A 19,169-nucleotide genomic window follows, 5' to 3' on the forward strand; every position below is an offset into this window, starting at 1 on the left:
TTACTGAATTAAACCAATAGCATTTGAATGTTTGATGGCCTCATTACTATCTTTAAACAGGCAGGTGCGAACGTTATGCGTTTCGATTCGTTGCATCAGTAATTGTGTTTCATCTTCTTTTTCAGGCCTGATGTTGCGGATGTAAACGGCCTCAATATTCTCTGGGTATCTTTCTACAATCTGCGTATAGATAATAGGATCATGCTGAGAATTATCACCAAAAAAAATGAATTTCTGGTTTGGAAAAGCATCCAGAATGCGCATCACCCGCAGTAACTTCCCTTCGTGTCCGGTTTTACCGGTTTTAAGCAAATCGCTCCACTTCTTTAAAGTATTCAGTAAAAATGCCCCATCCGGAAGTTTGTTAAAACGAAAGGTTTCAATTAGGTAATCATACAGGTTCCATTCACTGCTGCTGACATAAAAAAAGGGATTAGGCTGATTTTTATCCGTATGCGATAAGGCCAGTTGCCGGTAATGGCTTGCCGCATCCGGGAAGGTTTTCCGGGTATGTGGATTTTTAATAAAAAGTTCACGCAGCCTTCTCCAAATGGTTGCAGAATGCGAAATCATCACCGTATCATCCACATCAGAAATAAAGGCGTATTGCGTAATATGCGGTACGTAAACTTTGCCTTCACCAGTATTCAATACCTTTCCGTCCTTATCAACAGCCGCTACTTTTACATGATGCCAGCCTGCCTGAACATCTTCATCAGCCGCCCATTCAAATTTAAAGAAACCATCGTGTTCAGTTTTCTGATATACGGTTTGTCCGAAAAACTGAAGCCTGACCTCAACCAAAGGATAGGGCTTCAAAATAAAAAGCTTTAACAGGTGAATAACATTGACCAAAATGTTGTTGCTGTAAACCTGTTTACTTTTTGCTTTACGTTTAAATACATGACCATAAACAACAAGGTTATGTTTGTGCCCGTAACCATGATAAACTTTTACACTAACAGATTTATTCATTGATATTAAAACAGAGTTTCATAAAAGTTGTTTGTTGTTGTAAGCCATTAGGTTAAGCACATGAAATTACTATTTGTTATAAATCCGGGCTCCGGTAGTCACGATCTCAATTTAAAGGAAGTAATTTCTGCACATTTTTCTTCAAAAGACATCACAACCGAACTATTTGAGCTTCCTAAAGATTGCTCGCTTAAAAATATAAAGGAAAAAATCAATCAGGAAAAAGCAGACCGGGTGGTGGCCGTTGGTGGAGACGGAACCCTGAAACTTGTTGCAGAATGCCTGCTGAACACCGGCATTCCAATAGGCATTATCCCTGCCGGATCTGCAAATGGAATGGCAAAGGAATTGGGTATTCCGACAGATATTGAATTGGCACTTGATCTGGTCATCAGCGGGAAACCGCATCAAATTCATGCTATTAAGCTGAACGATGAGCTTTGCATTCACTTATCAGACCTTGGTTTTAATGCCTACCTGGTAAAGAAATTTGATACGATGCCCGAACGTGGCATGTGGGGTTATGCCAAAGCGACCTGGCATGCCTTGTGGAACCACAAACGTATGCAGATTGAACTCAATATTAAAGGAGCAACCATTAAATCTGCTGCAGCTATGGTGGCTATTGCCAATGCAACCATGTATGGTACAGGCCTGAAAATAAACCCTGACGGGAAACTTGATGATGAATTGTTTGAAATTGTGGTGGTGAAAGATTATTCCTACCTGGAAATCTTAAAAATCTGGCTGACCAAACTTCCTTTTAATCCGAAAAAAATAGAAGTTTTTCAAACCTCACAGGTGAAAATATCTTCCAAACACAAAGCCCATTTTCAGGTAGATGGAGAATACATAGGTAAAGTAAACGAAGTTACTGCTAAAATTTTACCTGCCTCCGTAACCGTAATTTTATAACCTGAACTATTGAAAATAATGAATAACAGAGATATGCAGCGTTTAGCGCAACCTTATCTATACTTATGTTTTCATTTGTGTTTAAAACTAAAGAATTTTTTCAGCATCCAGATCTGCTAATCCCTGTCATCCGCAGGAAAACAATGATTTTAAAAATACCGTTTATGAATTTGAACAGTATAATATAACCTAAAGAACTCTGCAATAAAGCACACTTTAAAAAGAGCGTTAAACCAGGCGTCACTTAAATTCAGCAGTTCAGGCAAAAAGGTAATGAAACCTATTGAAAAAACCCACACGATTAACCGAAAGGGAAACTGCACATAGTAAGCGATAAACCCAAATTTGCGAGATAGGAATAACCCTATTGCAGAAACAAAAAGCAGCACGAATAAAAACAAAGTAAGCCACACTTTAACCTGGGAAACCAGCTGATCGGGAATTTGATTGAGGTGTGTAATCATTCCCCAAAATTGTTTGGCCAGTAAAAATGCTAAGAAGATCAAGAAAGGCGAAAAATCGGACAGTATTTTTCATTTATTTACAATATTTAGCCAGGTAAGCATCCGCCATATTGCTACCCATATTCTTAACAAAGAAGAAATCCTCGCATGCCCCCTGACGATCACCCTGCTTAATTTTTTTCAGTCCTGTTTCTATTCTCGAATTCAGGTAATCATCATCAATCCCCAACTGTTTTTTAATGGCAATAAACTGGACTTCCTGCCCGGGTTTCGCCTGATCTATATTTTTATAGAAATTAATCACCGAATTGGTTAATGCTTCTTCTGATTGATAGGCCCTGATTGCAGCAGCCATATCTGATTTAGATTTCCCTTCACATTGATAGCCTTCCAGCCGGAAGTTTACCGGAATAATTACTGCTGTTGTGGTATCATAACCGGAAGGCACCTTCCATTTGCCACTACTCAGGCGTACCAGCCTCAGGGCTTCTTCATCCAGATCTGTAAGAATACCCTTAGTAACTTTGGAAGAGTATATTTTACCTTGCTGATCTAATTTAAAACTGATGCTAACTGTACCCTGTATGCAATTTGCCTTGGAGAAAGCCGGGTAAATGGTATGTTCTCTTAAAAAATCAGCAAAGTTCCCCTTTCCAGCTTGGAACTGAACCTGTGCGGAAACAAATACACTAAAAAAAACAAAGCAAATGGTTGTGAGCACTTTCATATTTTCTAATTTACGTAAAAAATAACTGCTGCGTTTCAGCATGCATTAATCAGATCCCATATGATGCAGGTGGAGCGCCAGTATGATATTCGGATCAGGGCAATTTTCCAGGTATTCTTCCCTTTCACTAAACCGGCATACACCGGGATAATCACCTTTCCACTTCCCCATATCCCGAATCATCTGAAAGTGTAAATGTGGTGGCCAGTTCCCGTTTTCTTCCTTTACGCCTAATGTGGCAAATTTGCTTCCTGCAGCAATAAAATCCCCTTCCTTCAGGCCGTTCAAGGATTCCAGACTTAAATGCCCATACAACGCATGAAATGTATAACCAGCCATTTCATAAGCAAGTACAATGGTTGCACCATAATCTCCAAAGTGATTATTGTTGGCGAAACTATGTACCCTTGCCTCATAAAAATTGCAAATTGCTGTTCCGGCAGGGGCCCAGATATCGACACCCAAATGCAATCTTCGTGGTTCTTCTTCGGTATCAAAATGAGCACTGCGGGCATAAATGGTCCGATGCTCATTATAACCTCCAATGCCATAACGGGCCTGATGCTTTACAAGTTGCTGATCTACCCATCTGGAGAACATCCCTGTATCTGCTAATGTTTCATTGGTAAGTTCAACATTCTTCGCTGTAAAATCCAAGGACAAGAGCTGATCGGTATCTGCATTAAAATCAATTATACTTTGAATATGTGCTGCATTTGCGTGAATAACCTGCTCAAATGTTTTCATTTTCATGTTAATAGGTATGGTGATAAGTGTTGGGTTCTGGCAAGCATTTTTTCAACAGGAAACTTAAACTATTTAAGCCCCCATCTTCAGGCTGTAAAAAAATACCCGCAGGTAGGTTTACCATGCGGGCATAATCTTTTTCGAGGTACAATACCCTAATTCAGCTTGAATTATTCAGCTTCCTCGTCTGGTTGTCTTGGTTCCTTTGCTATTTTCTCAAACAGGTGATCCATGCGTTCCACGTACTCATTGGTATCATCCACAAAAAAAGTAAGTTCCGGCACCACCCTTACCTGGTGGCGAATCCGTGCACCCAGTTTATACCGGATCTCGCCGGCATGTGAATTAACGGTATTAATGGATAATGTGGTGTTGCTGGTATTAAAAAAGCTCAGATACACTTTCGCTACAGCTAAATCCGGCGATACCCGCACACGGGTGATAGTTACCAATGTGTTTGGCAAAAATGCTCCACCCTCACGTTGAAAAACCTGTGCCAATTCTTCCTGTAGTACTCCTGCAAATTTTTGCTGACGTTTACTTTCCATATCTTTTATTATTAATAAAGTAAATTATCATACGGGTATCTGGCGGTATGTGCAGCCTTAACTTTATCGTATAATAAATTTTTAAACTCTTCTATGTTCTCTTTTTCCGTTGCTGAAATAAAAAGTACAGGGGCCTTGCCATGGCTCATCCAGCTTTTTTTGAAATCGTGAAGACTTAATTTGCCATCGTCATCATCTCCTTCAGTTTCCGGCGATACATAAGCATCAATTTTATTGAACACCAGCATCATATCTTTATCAATTGCACCGATATCCTTTAAGGTTTCATTCACAATATGAATCTGATCTTCAAAATTCGGATGTGAAACATCTACCACATGAATCAGGATATCTGCTTCACGCACTTCATCCAGCGTAGATTTAAAACACTCGACCAGATGATGGGGCAGTTTGCGGATAAACCCAACCGTATCAGACAGCAGAAAGGGCAAATTTTCAATCACCACCTTTCTTACGGTCGTATCCAGCGTGGCAAAAAGTTTGTTTTCAGCAAAAACCTCAGATTTTGACAGCATATTCATGATGGTTGATTTACCCACATTGGTATACCCCACTAAAGCCACACGAATGAGCTGACCACGGTTTTTACGCTGTGTTTCGTTCTGTTTGTCAATTAATCTTAAACGCTCTTTTAGTAAAGAGATTTTATTCAGGATAATCCTTCTGTCACTCTCTATCTGTGTTTCACCTGGTCCACGCATCCCGATACCACCTTTCTGGCGTTCAAGGTGGGTCCACATACCGGTTAACCGGGGTAAAACATATTGCAGTTGTGCTAACTCTACCTGGGTTTTAGCCTGAGCAGTTTGTGCTCTCCCGGCAAAAATATCCAGGATCAGGTTACTGCGATCCAAAACTTTTACCCCAAGTTCACGATCAATATTACGCAGTTGAGATGGGGATAATTCATCATCAAAAACCACGGTATCAATCTCCTCCGATTTTACATACGCCTTGATTTCTTCCAGCTTTCCGGTACCGACAAAAGTGGCACGCTCCGGCTTCAACATCTTTTGGGTAAAATTCTTTTCCACTTTACCGCCAGCTGTTTCAACCAGAAAAGCTAATTCATCTAAATATTCTTTTGTTTGTTCTTCCTTTTCGCCCGGCGTAATTACACCAACCAATATGGCCCGCTCCTGCTTGATCGCAGTATCATAAAATTTCTGTTTTCCCATGTAATATGTACAAAGATACAAATTTTGCAAAATGTAACTTTCATTTACAACCCATGAGGTGACAGGAAAGTTTGCCTTTAAGATGGAAGCTTACATTTGCTCCATAAATTTAAATATTCTCCTCTACAACAATCAATTATTCCTGCCCGGAAATGTTTATAAAAATAAAAGCACAATCACGCACTAAAGGTTAAATTCGTATTCTAAAATTGAAAGCAATTGGCAAAAACTAAAACAGCATATTTCTGTCAGAGTTGTGGTTATGAATCAGCAAAGTGGTTAGGAAAATGTCCTTCATGTGGGCAATGGAATACATTTGTTGAAGAAATTATAGAGAAAAGCACCACATCTGTACCCGCCTGGAAAACCGAAACCAGTTTGAGAAAATTAAGCAAACCCAGTAAGGTTGATGAGATACAGTCATCCGTAGAAAGAAGGATCTTAACCGGCGATAAAGAACTTGACCGTGTTTTAGGTGGTGGTTTGGTAGAAGGATCACTGGTGCTGATTGGGGGCGAACCGGGCATTGGTAAATCTACCCTCATGCTACAACTGGCCCTAAATTTAAAGGGTAAAAAACTTCTTTATATATCTGGTGAGGAAAGTGAACAGCAAATAAAAATGCGGGCAGAGCGGATTAAAGAAAGTCCGTCTGCAGACTGCTATATCCTGACCGAAACATCCACCCAAAATATCTTTAAACAAATCGAAATACTGCAACCAGAGATACTGGTGGTAGATTCTATTCAAACCTTACATTCAGCTCATATTGATTCTACTCCGGGAAGTGTGTCACAGGTAAGGGAATGTACTGCAGAGTTACTTCGTTTTGCGAAAGAAACCGGTGTACCGGTTTTTCTGATCGGCCATATTACCAAGGACGGCGCCATTGCCGGACCGAAAATCCTGGAACACATGGTAGACACTGTTTTACAGTTTGAAGGCGACAGGCATCATGTTTACCGGATCCTGAGGTCGATTAAAAACCGTTTCGGGGCCGCAGCTGAGCTGGGAATATATGAAATGCAGGGAAGTGGCTTAAGGGAAGTATCTAATCCTTCTGAAATACTCCTCTCGCAGCGCGATGAAGAATTAAGTGGCATTGCGATATCAGCGATGCTGGAAGGTGCACGCCCGATGTTAATTGAAACACAGGCATTGGTAAGTGCGGCTGCTTATGGTACGCCACAACGATCTGCTACCGGCTTTGATACCAAACGGATGAACATGCTTTTAGCCGTACTGGAAAAACGTTGCGGCTTCAGGTTAAGTACCCAGGATGTTTTTTTAAATATTGCAGGTGGCATCCGGGTGGAAGACCCCGCAATTGATCTGGCTGTGCTGATTGCGATTATCTCCTCCCATCAGGATATTTCCATTTCATCCAAGAATTGTTTTGCCGCTGAAGTTGGCTTATCAGGAGAAATCAGGGCAGTAAACCGGATTGAACAACGTATTGCCGAAGCTGATAAACTGGGTTTCGAAACCATTTACATTTCAAAATATAACCTGAAAGGAATTGACATTGCTAAATATCACCTGGAAATTAAAGCCGTAAGTAAAATTGAAGAAGTTTTCGGGATGATTTTCGGTTAAGTAATAGCTATACGATAGTGGAATTTATGCAACGAATTTTCCACATTTTGATCATCAAATTCCCCAGATTTTAATTTTAAAAAATTTATCAACCCCTTTAAGGAGTAAATAAATAATTAATAATCAGGTATTTAAAAAATATTTAAATTATTTTTATGGTTCTGGTTTAACCTTTGCCTGAGTTGTTTTGTTGTTCATCATGGGATGTGATTGATAACACTAGGGATGATTTTCCCCGTTAGCCATACCTAACGGGGATTTTTTTATTTATACAATTCCACTAAATTTTAGATAACTTTAAATCAGATAAATAACCGCGTCAAACTTTAAAAATATTCCCAATGAAAAAAATTATTTTAGGCCTGGGTTTTTGCCTTTTCGCTCTTACCGGCTTTTCACAAACGGCATATACAGGCCAGAAATTTGGAGCGGAAGTAACAATGGGTAACGTTAAACCTGCTGCCAAAATGGAGGCTGCAATGGGAAATAAAACTACAGCAGACATGAAGATTCAGGGCAAAGTGGTTGATGTGTGTAAGAAAAAAGGCTGCTGGATGACTTTGGAAATGCCTAATGGTGAACCCATGCGTGTGACATTTAAAGACTATGCTTTTTTTATGCCAATGGATATTATAGGCAAGAATGTAGTGTTGGATGGTTTAGCCAAAAAACAAACCATCTCTGTAGAAACTTTACGGCACTATGCTGAAGATGCTAAAAAATCGCCCGAAGAAGTAGCGAAAATTACTGATCCTAAAAAGGAACTGGCTTTCGAAGCGAAAGGTGTAGTCATTTTGGATAAATAATTGAAGCTGGAAGGCGTAAAAAATAATCCCGGTACAGATGCTGTGCCGGGATTATTTTCCTGGTGATGAATGGAATTATAAAACCCAGTTCCAGCCAAATTTATCAGGTGCCAAACCATAACGGATATCATTCAACTGTTTAGCAATGCCATTTGAAACTGATCTGGTTGATGGATCAGTTAACTGGTAGATTTCTCCTTTATAACCGATCTGTCCTACATGTGTTACCGTAGCCGCAGTTCCTGCAGCAAAGGCTTCTGTTAAACTCCCGTTCTGAATACCTTCAATCACTTCCTGAACTGAAACCCTGCGTTCTTCTACCTCAATCCCCGCTGCTTTAGCCAGTTTAATGATGGTATCGCGGGTAACGCCGTCTAAAACCGTGCTTCTTACCGATGGTGTAACCAGTTTCCCATCCATTACAAACATTAAGTTCGCTGTTCCGGCTTCTTCAATATATTCATGTGCAATAGAATCCGTCCAGATTAATTGATCAAAACCTTCTTTACGCGCCTGTTCGAATGGATATAACGAACGGGCATAGTTTCCGGCAGTTTTTGCAAAACCAACTCCGCCTTCATCTGCACGGGTAAATTCATTTTCAATTTTAACTTTCAGCGCAGAACTGTAGTATGGTCCAGTTGGGGTGGTTAATAAAGCAAATTTATAAGAATCAGATGCCCTTACGCCCAAATAAGGATCTGTGGCGAACATTACCGGACGAATATATAGCGCATAATCTTCCTGATCCGGCACCCATTTTTCGTCAACGGCAATTAACGCAGCCAGGCCCTGCATAAAAATCTCTTCAGGGATGGTTGCCATAGACATTCTAGCGGCAGATTTATTAAAACGTTCAAAATTTTTGTCAGCACGGAAAACACTGATTTTTCCATCCGGCTGGCGATAAGCTTTTAAACCTTCAAAAATGGCCTGGCCGTAATGAAGCGCAGAAATTGCAGGGCTCATCGGAATTGGTCCATATGGAAGAATTTGTAAATTTTTCCATTCGCCATCTTCATAATCGGCTGTAAACATGTGATCGGTAAAAACCTTACCGAACGGTAATTGGGAAAAATCGGTAACGCTCAAACGTGTTTGATCCGTTTTGGTGATTTTTATATCTAAGGTCTCGGTCATATTATTGAATTTTGAATGCATGAATTTTGAATGAGTGAATGATTGGATCGTGCAGGTTCCATCATTCCATCAACCAATAATTCAATTATTGTTGAATTTAAATGATTGATTTTTGAATGAATGACGGTTTGCAACAGGCAAATTCAATCATTCAGGCATTCTATAACGCAATCATTATTTATTTTGCGCAAATTAAGAAAAAACGGGCTTTTCTAATAGCTTTTCAAAATATTAATCTTTGTTCTTGAGTGTTTTAAGTACACTAAGCACCCAACCTTTACCCCACTCTTCCATTTGTTCGTCTGTCCATAAGAAAGGATAAAAGATTCTTTTTTGAAAACGCGGAGGCAAATATTTCTGCCAGTTGGTTCCTCCAGTTGCCGCCACATCAACCGGGTCTTTTTCCAGGTAACGAACAGCAGATTTATAATGCGACAGCGGCCATTCTACATTGACATACAAATCAAGTTTGCGCAATTCTGCTGCCAGTGCAGAAACATCGGCACCGCTGGCTTGCAGCTGTTGAAATAAGGCAGAGAAATTAGTCAATGACCGATCTTTAGCCAGCTGTAAAAACTGTGCTGCATATTTTTTGATAAATTGTTTCAATGTGAGGGTCTGTTTTCCGGATGCCAGTTCTGTTGCGCCGAATTTCCAGTAAATATGTTCAAACTGCGCTTCAATGGTGGCGCTACTCAACTCCTCCCGTTTACTTTTATCTACCAGGCGAATAAAATCTGTGGCACAAATTTCAATCATTCTGTATTGCCCCGACTGGAAACCACTCGCAGGCAAAAGCGACATCCGGAACTTCAGGAACTGCTCCTTCTCCATGCCATCTACCATCACTTCAAAAGAAGTGGTTAAGGCATTAAAATAAGCATTTATTCTTTTTACCCGCGCAGTAAAAAAATCTACGGTTAAATGTTCATGCTCGGCTATTTGTCTGCATTCATGCAGGGAAAGTTTAAAATAAAGCTCCGTAATCTGATGATACATGATAAAGATTTCTTCATCAGGAATTGGCGTCTTTGGGTTTTGTAAACTCAACAAAGTATCCAGATGGATATAATCCCAGTAGGTGAGGAAATCAGCATAAAGCAACCCGTCCAGGTAGGAAGCCATGTCCTGGCCCATTGCAGTATATTTTTCCTGAAGCTGATGCAGTTTATCTTTAATTTCTGGTGTAAATTCCATTATTTTGGTTTATTGCTACAAAGGTGATAAAGATTTTTGTAGAAATGAGCAAATTTTCTACTTTTGAACTTAAGGCGATGGGGTACCGCCAAAACCGCCCAGACAGGCTGATGACTCCTACGATTTAATAAAATTGAATTCAAATGCCTGTTAAAAATTTAATAGATGGATTTCTGCTGTCCGTCAATCGTTTCGTAAAGCAAGATTTTAATTTAATGTTCCTGGATATTGCCAGATGGATATTTTTTTCTGCAGTTATCGGTATAACGGCAGGATCTGCATCAGCATTGTTTTTAGAAACATTGAATTGGGCGACAAATTTCCGTGAACAGCACTTATGGATAATTGCTTTCTTACCTTTAGCCGGTTTACTTATTGGCTTCACGTATCATCACTGGGGAAAAGAAGTGGTTAAAGGGAACAACCTTCTGATAGAGGAACTCCAAAGCCCGAAAAAAGTTATTCCATTAATTATGGCTCCGCTGATTTTTGCCGGAACCATTGTGACCCACTTGTTCGGAGGTTCAGCCGGAAGAGAGGGAACGGCAGTACAAATAGGCGGAGCCTTTGCCGATCAGCTGACAAGGCTGTTCAATCTAAAAACGGGCGACCGAAAAATCATTCTAATATGTGGCATCAGTGCAGGCTTTGCATCTGTTTTTGGAACGCCATTGGCGGGAGCAATTTTCGGACTGGAAGTATTTGTATTGGGTGGTTTAATGTATCGGGCTATTTTACCGTCTTTTATTACGGCAATCATTGCCAACTATGCCTGTAAAGCCTGGGGTGTGGGCCATACGCATTATTTAATGACATCAGTGCCTGAAATGAATTTCACAAATGTGATGATATCACTTGGATCAGGAATAATTTTTGGATTAGTAGCCCGAAGTTTTTCTACGCTTAACCATATGGTATCCCAATTATTTGGTAAAATAAAATATCCGCCTCTTAGGCCATTTATTGGAGGTGCTTTATTGGTAGTGATTATTTTCCTGATCGGAAATACCAGATATACAGGGCTCGGTATTCCTGTAATTTCAGAATCATTTACCCAACAGGAGCCATATTATACTTTTGCCATTAAACTTTTTTTAACGGCTTTAACGTTAGGCTGTGGTTTTAAGGGAGGTGAGGTTACGCCGCTGTTTTTTATCGGAGCTACATTGGGAAGTTTTTTAAGCCTTTTTATGCCATTACCTGTTGGATTATTAGCGGGAATGGGCTTCGTTGCTGTATTTTCCGGCGCGGCCAATACACCACTGGCCTGTATTTTCATGGGTGCAGAATTATTCGGCTTGCACTCTGCAGTTTATATTGTCTTTGCCTGCATTACTGCATATTTTTTTTCCGGGCATGCGGGAATTTATAAATCACAAGCCATTGGCCGTTTTCAAAGATTTCGCATTAAGAAGCATCAGTTTTTAGGATAAATAATACCTGTAAAGCCTCATCAACATGGCGAAGGGCAACGGCTTAATGATGATGTGAAGCAATCTATTCAGAAGAAAAGATTGCTTCTTCGTTCCTCCTCGCAATGACGATTTTTAGTTTCAGCTTTGACAAATTCTTTCTAAAGCCATAATTAGCAAAATATGGAACTACCCTAATACAACACCCTGAATTTTATAGTATGTTCAATTTTCTTAAGCGATTTAAATAATTGTTTATCATATTGGGCATTGATATCAGTAATGGCATATCCGATTTCCGGATTGGTCATTAAAAACTGTCCGACAATATTAATATCGTGTTTTGCGAAAACCGTATTGATCTGCGCCATAATCCCGGGAACATTTTTATGGATATGGATTAAACGATGTGATTTATCAATTTTCGGCAACTGTAAATTAGGAAAATTGCTACTGAGATAAGTTGCCCCGGTGTTCATGAAATCTGCCACCCGTTTAGGGATAAAATCGATATTGCGCGGATTATTTTTAGGATCATCAAATACCACAATACCCTGCCTGGTACAAACATCAAAATCTATCTTGTTTTTCGCACTGCCTAAATATCCAATAGTTTTGAGTTTAACAGCGTCCCTCAACTGATCTTTAGTCAGCCTTTCGCCATTTGCCAGGATCATCATCCCCACGTCTTTCACATACTTTTCTTCAAAAGATGTTTTCTGCCGGATAGCAAGTCCGTCATTCTTTAAGATGGTAATGGTTGCCGGATCAACATCCCCGATAACCAGGCAAAGGATTCTGTTTTTCGGATAAGAAATTGCACGGGGCAAATCGTTAACATATAAAAACTCGTCGAAACTTGGTGTTACATGATCCGCTTTTGCCACGATACTTTCACGGGCGATATTCTCAGTAAAGGCAAAAAATTTATTAATCAGCCCGCTTTCCCGCAATTGAAAATCGGAGTAGCCATCGCCAATGCCAAACAGCATACCTTCTAATTTCAGATGCTGCAACAACTTTACCTTCCCTCCTTCTTCACTTAAAGGGTTGGCATGATCGTAGTCAATAATTTTTCCGTCACCTGTAGTTACGAAGGTATTGGCATAAATATTTTCCTTTTTGATATGGTACTGACTTACCACCGGCGTGATGAATTCTTTAAAACCACCAGAAACGATTAGTACATCATCAGCATGCTTTTTAAAAAATTCGGCATTGCGGGAAAAAGACGTAGATACTTTTTTCTTCAGGTGTTTGATCAGCAATTTAAGGTGCTCTTCATTAGCTTCCAAAAGCTTTACGCGTTGTGCCAGGCTTTCTGAAAACGACAGTTTTCCTTCCATAGCAAAATTAGTATAATCTTCTATTTTTTGGAAAATAGCCTCTTTATCCGGGTGGTTCTTTAAAGAGATCCTGGCGAGTTCATCTAATGCTTCTACCTGGGTAAAAGTGCTGTCAAAATCGATAATGTAGTATGCTTTCTGTTTAGGCATTATTTTAAATATTGGGTAATTTCAGTGATGATCTGGTTTACCGGTTTGAAATGTATGCCGGTTTGCTGCACCACTTTATGATTATCATAATAACTTAATGTTATGCTGCTGCTCGCGGTATCTTTGGTAATAGATGGTTCCTGCCTGGTAAATACGGATATCAGACGGAGCGCCCTCCAGGCCAGGCCAAGCATCCATGGCTTAGCTTCCTTAGCAGGAGGCTTTACGCCAAAACCCTGTGCAATCTGCGTAAATAATTCCTGGTAATGCATATTGCCAGAAGAGATAATGAAACGTTCGCCGGAAACTTCAGCAGCCATTAACAAGATCATCGATTGCGCTACATCTTCTACATCTACAAAACCTGATGCACCATTGGTATAAAAAGGAAAACCCTCCTTTACCAGTTTAAAGATAGCGCCGCTGCCTTCAAAACCTGCATTTTTCCCCATAATTACAGAAGGATTGACGATTACAGCATCAAGTCCTTCGTTAATGCCCCGCCACACCTCCATTTCACTTTCATATTTGGAAAGCCCATAAGCATGTGTTTTGGAATCATATGCCCAGAAATCCTGTTCAGCAATCTGCTTTCCCTTTTTGGCAATACCTAAAGCTGCAACGGAGCTGACGTGCAACAGCCGGCACTTGTTCTCCATACAAAGATTGACCACATTTGAAGTACCATCTATATTAACATGAAAGAGTTGCTTTTTATGTTTCGAATTAAGTGATACAAATGCAGCGCAGTGGTAAACCTGGGTAATACCTGAAAATGCCTCTTCAAGGGTAGATGGCTCATTGATATCTGCTGTAAACCATTCAACCCTTACATTTTCTTTTAGTGAATCAGGAATTTTAGACTTTTCTCTTCTCAAAGCACGAACAGCCAACCCCTGATGGGTTAACTGTTTGATTAATTCGGCGCCTAAAAATCCTGTTCCTCCGGTTACCAGTATCATTTTATTTTTTTTGAGCTATATGTGGAAATACGCATTCAAAAATAGATATTTGGGGCGAGAGTTTTAAATATATGTCGTTAACGGATTTCTTTTCCCCGGTAAACCCCGATAGTTTCACCCCCAAACAAGGTTTTTTTACCAGCCAGCTGGGATTAAAAGCACATGTTTACACCACTACCTTTCCTGATGTTGAAGCACAGACCTATGATTTAGCCATTATTGGTGTGCTTGATGGAAGAGGCGCCGTAAACAATGAAGGTTGTGCCCTGGCACCTGATTATTTCAGGGAGAAATTCTACAAATTAAACGAAGGTGCATTTGCCAGCAAAATAGTTGATTTGGGCAACATTAAACATGGTGCAACCATCGCCGACACCTATATTGCCATTAAAATGGTGGTTTCCGAGTTGATCAAAAAGGATATTATTCCTGTTATTATTGGTGGCGGGCAGGATTTAACCTATGCGCAATATTTAGGTTACGAAGACCTGGAGCAAAAGGTAGACCTGGTGGTGATTGATAATCAATTCGACATTGGTGATGATGAAAGTGAGGGCATTGAAACCCGCTCTGATTGCTATCTCAATAAGATTTTTCTACATCAGCCTAACTTTTTATTTAACTACAGCAATATAGGTTATCAAACTTACTTTGTTAATCAGGAAAGCTTAAGCGTGATGGACAAATTATATTTCGATGTACACCGTTTAGGTGAATTTGCCCAGGACATTACTTTAACTGAACCGATTATCCGCAATGCGAACATGATCAGTTTTGATTTGGGTGCCATACGCGCTGCCGATGCGGCAGCCAATGCGAACGCCACGCCAAATGGTTTTGATGGTGAGGAAGCCTGCCGGATTTCGCGTTATGCAGGCATGAACGATAAGCTCACCTCTATTGGCTTTTATGAATTTAATCCGGCCTACGACAATAACGGACAGACGGCCTTTTTACTGGCGCAGATGGTTTGGTATTTTGTAGATGGATTTTATGCCCGCAAAAAAGATTTTCCGCTTACCCCAAAATCACAATTCATGATTTACAGAACGAGCCTGAAAGATGGCTCGGGTGAAATGATGTTTGTGAAAAGCAAAAAATCCGACCGCTGGTGGATGCAGGTACCCTATCCATCGGGCCAATCTAAAAATGAACGCTATCATTTAGTGCCATGCCGCTATGATGATTACCAAACTGCCGTAAACGGAGAAATACCCGATTTATGGTGGAGAACCTATCAAAAGCTATCATAATTTTATTTACCCCTTTTCGTTTAAGGAATACAATATCACTATATTTGAATTCAGTTGAACCAAATTAACTTATGAAAAAAATACTATTTTCTGCGATGGCATTATTGCCACTGGCAGCACTTGCGCAAAAACCATTTGCGTTGAATGGCGAAATTAAAGGCCTGAAAACCGGCGATAAAATCTATTTGATTTATCAGAATGACGGCAAAAACATTACCGATTCTACTACGGTAACCAATGGTGCTTTTGCATTTAAGGGAACAGTTGCCAGCCCGGCACAAGGAAGTTTATATCTGAATAAGAACCCTTATGTTAACCGTCCGGCACAAGGTGAAAAACTAGATGGTTTATCTATCTATGTAGAACCAGGAAACATCAAGCTAGCTGCTGCAGATTCTCTAAAAAACGCAACCATCAGTGGTTCGCCTGTTAATGATGATGCAAAGAAATTAAAGGCATTGACAAAGCCCGTGAATGATCAGCTGATGGCGATTAATGCAGAATACAATGGCTATACTGCTGAAGAAAAACAAAACAAAGAAAAAATGGAAGCTTTAAGCGCCCGCTATGATAAAGCAGCTGCAGGCTTAACACCACTTTTATTACAGTTTGCAAATGCAAATCCAAAATCATATATCAGTTTAAGTGCCATCGGTCAATTATCTGGCGACCCTGATCAGGCAGCCGCCGCAGAGAAGGCATTTTCTACTTTATCACCAGAATTAAAATCAAGCCCTGCCGGTAAAAAACTTACACAGTTATTTGAAGCTGGAAGAAAAACTGCTGTTGGTGCAATGGCGATGGATTTTACACAAGCAGATACTGCCGGCAAACCGGTGAAATTATCAGATTTTAAAGGTAAATACGTACTGGTTGATTTTTGGGCATCATGGTGTGGTCCTTGTCGTCAGGAAAATCCAAATGTAGTAGCTGCGTACAATAAATTCAAGGATAAAGGATTTACTGTTTTGGGCGTTTCCTTAGATCGTCCAGGCAAAAAAGAAGCTTGGTTAAAGGCCATTGCTGACGATAAACTAGCCTGGACTCAGGTATCAGATTTAAAATTCTGGGATAACGAGGTGGCTAAAATGTATGGCATTCAATCCATTCCGGCAAACTTCCTGATTGATCCCACTGGAAAAATTATAGCAAAAGGATTAAGAGAGCAGGCCTTACAGGATAAGCTTCAGGAATTACTGGGAAGCAAGTCTAAATAAGTTTTACGGCTTCAAAACTAACCCCAACTACACAGATTTAAATTAAATGACCTGGGTAGTTGGGGTATTTTTATTTTAAAGGATTAAACTAAATCGAATCCGATATCTTCCCTGAAATATTTCCCGTCAAAGTAAATTCTACCGGCATCAGCAGTGGCTGATTGTAAAGCAGTAAATAAATCTTCCTGCAAGCTGGTAATGGCAATTACCCTGCCGCCATTCGTTTTTACGACATCGTTATCTAAAAGCGTACCAGCATGAAAAGCAGTGGAATGACGTAGGTTTTCAATGCCGCTGATGGCTTTACCTTTTAAATATTCACCAGGATAACCACCGGCAACAATCATTACAGTTGCAGCCGTTTGCCCGGAAATAATCAGATCAACCTGGTTTAACTGTTTGTTGGCCGTGGCCAGGAATAGTTCTACTAAATCATTCTCAATGCGGGGAATAACACTTTCCGTTTCCGGATCTCCCATGCGGGCATTGTATTCAATTACAAATGGATCATCACCTACTTTAATTAATCCGAAGAAAATAAAGCCTGTATAATCGATATGATCCTTTCTTAAGCCTTCAACAGTAGGCTTGATAATGCGTTCTTCAACTTTTTGCAGAAAATCAGGCGTGGCAAATGGAACGGGAGAAACTGAGCCCATACCACCTGTATTTAAGCCGGTATCAGCCAGGCCAATTCTTTTATAATCTTTCGCTGAAGGCAGGGTGATATAATGTTCGCCATCGCTTAAAATAAATACGGAAAGTTCAATGCCGCTTAGAAATTCTTCGATCACAACAGTTGCACCGGCAGCACCAAATTTACCACCAAGCATTAATTTTAGCTCTTCCTGAGCTTCAACTGTTTCTGTGCAAATCAGAACCCCTTTACCCGCAGCCAAACCATCGGCCTTTAAAACCACAGGCAATGCATGCGTTTCCAGGTAGGCTAAACCTTCTGCTAAAGTTTGGGGGGTAAAAGATTTTGAAGCGGCCGTTGGAATACCATGGCGATCCATAAATTGTTTAGAAAAATCTTTGCTTCCTTCTAAAATTGCACCTTCCTTTTTAGGCCCGATAACCGGGATATGTGCAATGGCCTGATCAGCCAGGAAGAAGTCATGAATACCATTTACCAAAGGTTCTTCCGGACCAACTACCACCAATCCGATGTTTTCAGTCAGAACAATCTTTTTTATGGCATCAAAATCATTTACGTTGATGTTGATATTAGTACCATAAATTCCGGTACCACCGTTTCCGGGTGCAATAATTAATTTATCGCAGTGCGCAGACTGGCTCATTTTCCAGGCAAATGCACTTTCTCTGCCGCCTGAACCTAAAAGTAAGATATTCATATGGGCAAAGATAATATTTTAGCAGCAAGATGTGCGTATCAGTATATGAGTATAAAGTATTAAGATTTAAGTATCGGGAGGTAAGTATTTAGTCGATTTTTCTGAAATCAGATCTCTACCTCACCACACATAAAAATAAACTTTCAGCTTTTCGCTTTAGTCTTAAAGCTTAACTTCCTTTAGCGCTTCTGGTCATTTGTTCCAGCATGTCCCACATTTCATTTGGAATGGCTTCCAGGCCGTTCATTTGTCCGGCCCCCTGAAGCCATTCACCACCATCAATGGTAATCACTTCTCCATTAATATATCCAGAAAAATCACTGACAAGGAAGGCAGCAAGATTAGCCAGTTCCTGATGTTCCCCTACCCTTTTAAGTGGCACCCGGTTTTTAAAATCAAACTTTTTAGCTAAATCGCCTGGCAACAATCTTTCCCATGCGCCCTTTGTTGGGAATGGTCCTGGCGCAATAGCATTTGTTCTTATACCATACTTTCCCCATTCTACCGCAAGCGATCTGGTTAATGCCAAGACACCACCTTTTGCACAGGCAGAAGGCACTACATAGGCCGAACCGGTGAAGGCATAGGTGGTTACAATATTTAAAACCGTAGCCGCTTGCTTTTCTTTGATCCAGTGTTTCCCGAAAGTCAAAGTACAGTTTACGGTACCTTTTAAAACGATATCAATAATTGAGGAGAAAGCATTGGCTGACAGACGCTCTGTAGGCGAAATAAAATTTCCCGCAGCATTATTTAGTAATACATCAACAGACCCAAACCGTTCCAGTGTTTTCGCCAGTACATGATCCACCTGTTCTGCATCACGAACATCGCAGGCAACAGCTAACACCTTTCCGCCGGTTTTTTCTTCCATCTCATCAGCTGTTTTCTGCAAAACTTCCTGCTTCCGGCTGGTGATGACCAGGTTAGCACCTAACTTAAGAAAATAAATGCCCATTGCTTTCCCCAAACCCGTTCCGCCACCGGTAATGACAATGGTTTTTCCTTTTAAAGCATCTTCTCTGAGCATGGGTGAGTTGTAGTTTAACATATGAGGGTAAGTTGGTGAGTTGAGTTTTGTGAGTTGTTTAATCGCTAAATTGTTTGCACTGGTAAATTGCCAAGGTGGGGAATCAATCATTGACACCAAATACCTCAAA

The 19,169-nt window shown here is 40.3% G+C and carries 17 protein-coding genes and 1 riboswitch; of the genes, 6 read left to right on the plus strand and 11 right to left on the minus strand.

Annotated elements, in window-relative coordinates; all coding sequences use genetic code 11:
* Positions 1 to 975 carry an App1 family protein gene (locus tag OQX64_RS13160; protein WP_265819128.1) on the minus strand — a complete coding sequence of 325 codons (975 nt, stop codon included), beginning with the start codon at positions 973 to 975 and terminating at the stop codon, positions 1 to 3.
* A gap of 60 nt (positions 976 to 1,035) precedes the next feature.
* On the opposite strand from OQX64_RS13160, the gene OQX64_RS13165 reads away from it, so the two are divergent.
* Complete coding sequence (locus tag OQX64_RS13165; protein WP_265819129.1) at positions 1,036 to 1,890, plus strand: diacylglycerol/lipid kinase family protein; 855 nt, start codon at positions 1,036 to 1,038, stop codon at positions 1,888 to 1,890.
* A gap of 537 nt (positions 1,891 to 2,427) precedes the next feature.
* Here the strand turns inward: OQX64_RS13165 and OQX64_RS13170 are convergent.
* The 4 genes from OQX64_RS13170 to hflX form a co-directional block, all read right to left on the minus strand.
* Positions 2,428 to 3,081, minus strand: a complete 654-nt coding sequence (locus OQX64_RS13170) for an energy transducer TonB (RefSeq protein ID WP_265819131.1) — start codon at positions 3,079 to 3,081, stop codon at positions 2,428 to 2,430.
* Positions 3,082 to 3,126: 45 nt separating this feature from the next.
* Positions 3,127 to 3,834 (minus strand): peptidoglycan DD-metalloendopeptidase family protein, encoded by a 708-nt coding sequence (locus tag OQX64_RS13175; RefSeq protein ID WP_265819132.1) that lies wholly within the window; start codon positions 3,832 to 3,834, stop codon positions 3,127 to 3,129.
* A gap of 164 nt (positions 3,835 to 3,998) precedes the next feature.
* The gene (rbfA, locus tag OQX64_RS13180) at positions 3,999 to 4,376 is read right to left on the minus strand and encodes a 30S ribosome-binding factor RbfA (protein WP_088299610.1); all 378 of its coding nucleotides are present in this window, start codon (positions 4,374 to 4,376) and stop codon (positions 3,999 to 4,001) included.
* An 11-nt stretch (positions 4,377 to 4,387) separates the two neighbouring features.
* The gene (gene hflX, locus OQX64_RS13185; protein ID WP_265819133.1) at positions 4,388 to 5,575 is read right to left on the minus strand and encodes a GTPase HflX; all 1,188 of its coding nucleotides are present in this window, start codon (positions 5,573 to 5,575) and stop codon (positions 4,388 to 4,390) included.
* A 219-nt stretch (positions 5,576 to 5,794) separates the two neighbouring features.
* On the opposite strand from hflX, the gene radA reads away from it, so the two are divergent.
* Positions 5,795 to 7,171, plus strand: a complete 1,377-nt coding sequence (gene radA, locus OQX64_RS13190; protein WP_265819134.1) for a DNA repair protein RadA — start codon at positions 5,795 to 5,797, stop codon at positions 7,169 to 7,171.
* Between the two features lie 341 nt (positions 7,172 to 7,512).
* Positions 7,513 to 7,977 (plus strand): DUF4920 domain-containing protein, encoded by a 465-nt coding sequence (locus OQX64_RS13195; protein WP_265819135.1) that lies wholly within the window; start codon positions 7,513 to 7,515, stop codon positions 7,975 to 7,977.
* Between the two features lie 75 nt (positions 7,978 to 8,052).
* Here the strand turns inward: OQX64_RS13195 and OQX64_RS13200 are convergent, their stop codons facing one another.
* Positions 8,053 to 9,117, minus strand: a complete 1,065-nt coding sequence (locus OQX64_RS13200) for a branched-chain amino acid aminotransferase (RefSeq protein ID WP_265819136.1) — start codon at positions 9,115 to 9,117, stop codon at positions 8,053 to 8,055.
* 231 nt (positions 9,118 to 9,348) lie between these two features.
* A complete protein-coding gene (locus tag OQX64_RS13205; RefSeq protein WP_088299614.1) occupies positions 9,349 to 10,314 on the minus strand; it encodes a tryptophan 2,3-dioxygenase family protein in 966 nt (321 codons plus the stop codon).
* Between the two features lie 64 nt (positions 10,315 to 10,378).
* Positions 10,379 to 10,441, plus strand: a riboswitch (Fluoride riboswitch).
* A gap of 16 nt (positions 10,442 to 10,457) precedes the next feature.
* Between OQX64_RS13205 and OQX64_RS13210 the strand changes: the two genes are divergently transcribed.
* Positions 10,458 to 11,747 (plus strand): voltage-gated chloride channel family protein, encoded by a 1,290-nt coding sequence (locus OQX64_RS13210; protein ID WP_265819137.1) that lies wholly within the window; start codon positions 10,458 to 10,460, stop codon positions 11,745 to 11,747.
* A gap of 173 nt (positions 11,748 to 11,920) precedes the next feature.
* Here the strand turns inward: OQX64_RS13210 and OQX64_RS13215 are convergent, their stop codons facing one another.
* Positions 11,921 to 13,222, minus strand: a complete 1,302-nt coding sequence (locus OQX64_RS13215; protein WP_265819138.1) for an HAD-IB family phosphatase — start codon at positions 13,220 to 13,222, stop codon at positions 11,921 to 11,923.
* Positions 13,222 to 14,184 (minus strand): NAD-dependent epimerase/dehydratase family protein, encoded by a 963-nt coding sequence (locus OQX64_RS13220; RefSeq protein ID WP_265819139.1) that lies wholly within the window; start codon positions 14,182 to 14,184, stop codon positions 13,222 to 13,224. Before OQX64_RS13220 ends, OQX64_RS13215 begins: the two co-directional genes overlap by 1 nt.
* Before the next feature lie 71 nt (positions 14,185 to 14,255).
* Here OQX64_RS13220 and OQX64_RS13225 point away from each other — a divergent pair, with 71 nt between their 5' ends.
* Positions 14,256 to 15,437, plus strand: a complete 1,182-nt coding sequence (locus tag OQX64_RS13225) for a formimidoylglutamase (RefSeq protein WP_265819140.1) — start codon at positions 14,256 to 14,258, stop codon at positions 15,435 to 15,437.
* Between the two features lie 71 nt (positions 15,438 to 15,508).
* Positions 15,509 to 16,654, plus strand: a complete 1,146-nt coding sequence (locus OQX64_RS13230; RefSeq protein WP_265819141.1) for a TlpA disulfide reductase family protein — start codon at positions 15,509 to 15,511, stop codon at positions 16,652 to 16,654.
* An 83-nt stretch (positions 16,655 to 16,737) separates the two neighbouring features.
* On the opposite strand, the gene purD is transcribed toward OQX64_RS13230, so the two are convergent.
* Together purD and OQX64_RS13240 are read right to left on the minus strand one after the other, a co-directional pair.
* Positions 16,738 to 18,009: a phosphoribosylamine--glycine ligase gene (purD, locus tag OQX64_RS13235; protein WP_088299620.1), complete on the minus strand. Its 1,272-nt coding sequence runs from the start codon at positions 18,007 to 18,009 to the stop codon at positions 16,738 to 16,740.
* Positions 18,010 to 18,178: 169 nt separating this feature from the next.
* Complete coding sequence (locus OQX64_RS13240; RefSeq protein ID WP_265819142.1) at positions 18,179 to 19,039, minus strand: SDR family oxidoreductase; 861 nt, start codon at positions 19,037 to 19,039, stop codon at positions 18,179 to 18,181.
* Positions 19,040 to 19,169: the final 130 nt, after the last annotated feature.

The organism is Pedobacter sp. GR22-10 (genome assembly GCF_026239715.1).
Classification (GTDB): domain Bacteria; phylum Bacteroidota; class Bacteroidia; order Sphingobacteriales; family Sphingobacteriaceae; genus Pedobacter.

What these genes read in the sequence shown, in the direction of transcription:
- hflX (WP_265819133.1), bottom strand. Translation starts at nt 5,575, where the DNA reads ATGGGAAAACAGAAATTTTATGATACTGCGATCAAGCAGGAGCGGGCC.
- OQX64_RS13195 (WP_265819135.1), top strand. Translation starts at nt 7,513, where the DNA reads ATGAAAAAAATTATTTTAGGCCTGGGTTTTTGCCTTTTCGCTCTTACC.
- OQX64_RS13175 (WP_265819132.1), bottom strand. Translation starts at nt 3,834, where the DNA reads ATGAAAATGAAAACATTTGAGCAGGTTATTCACGCAAATGCAGCACAT.
- OQX64_RS13215 (WP_265819138.1), bottom strand. Translation starts at nt 13,222, where the DNA reads ATGCCTAAACAGAAAGCATACTACATTATCGATTTTGACAGCACTTTT.
- OQX64_RS13200 (WP_265819136.1), bottom strand. Translation starts at nt 9,117, where the DNA reads ATGACCGAGACCTTAGATATAAAAATCACCAAAACGGATCAAACACGT.
- OQX64_RS13170 (WP_265819131.1), bottom strand. Translation starts at nt 3,081, where the DNA reads ATGAAAGTGCTCACAACCATTTGCTTTGTTTTTTTTAGTGTATTTGTT.
- OQX64_RS13160 (WP_265819128.1), bottom strand. Translation starts at nt 975, where the DNA reads ATGAATAAATCTGTTAGTGTAAAAGTTTATCATGGTTACGGGCACAAA.
- rbfA (WP_088299610.1), bottom strand. Translation starts at nt 4,376, where the DNA reads ATGGAAAGTAAACGTCAGCAAAAATTTGCAGGAGTACTACAGGAAGAA.
- OQX64_RS13220 (WP_265819139.1), bottom strand. Translation starts at nt 14,184, where the DNA reads ATGATACTGGTAACCGGAGGAACAGGATTTTTAGGCGCCGAATTAATC.
- purD (WP_088299620.1), bottom strand. Translation starts at nt 18,009, where the DNA reads ATGAATATCTTACTTTTAGGTTCAGGCGGCAGAGAAAGTGCATTTGCC.
- OQX64_RS13225 (WP_265819140.1), top strand. Translation starts at nt 14,256, where the DNA reads ATGTCGTTAACGGATTTCTTTTCCCCGGTAAACCCCGATAGTTTCACC.
- OQX64_RS13205 (WP_088299614.1), bottom strand. Translation starts at nt 10,314, where the DNA reads ATGGAATTTACACCAGAAATTAAAGATAAACTGCATCAGCTTCAGGAA.
- OQX64_RS13230 (WP_265819141.1), top strand. Translation starts at nt 15,509, where the DNA reads ATGAAAAAAATACTATTTTCTGCGATGGCATTATTGCCACTGGCAGCA.
- OQX64_RS13165 (WP_265819129.1), top strand. Translation starts at nt 1,036, where the DNA reads ATGAAATTACTATTTGTTATAAATCCGGGCTCCGGTAGTCACGATCTC.
- OQX64_RS13240 (WP_265819142.1), bottom strand. Translation starts at nt 19,039, where the DNA reads ATGCTCAGAGAAGATGCTTTAAAAGGAAAAACCATTGTCATTACCGGT.
- OQX64_RS13210 (WP_265819137.1), top strand. Translation starts at nt 10,458, where the DNA reads ATGCCTGTTAAAAATTTAATAGATGGATTTCTGCTGTCCGTCAATCGT.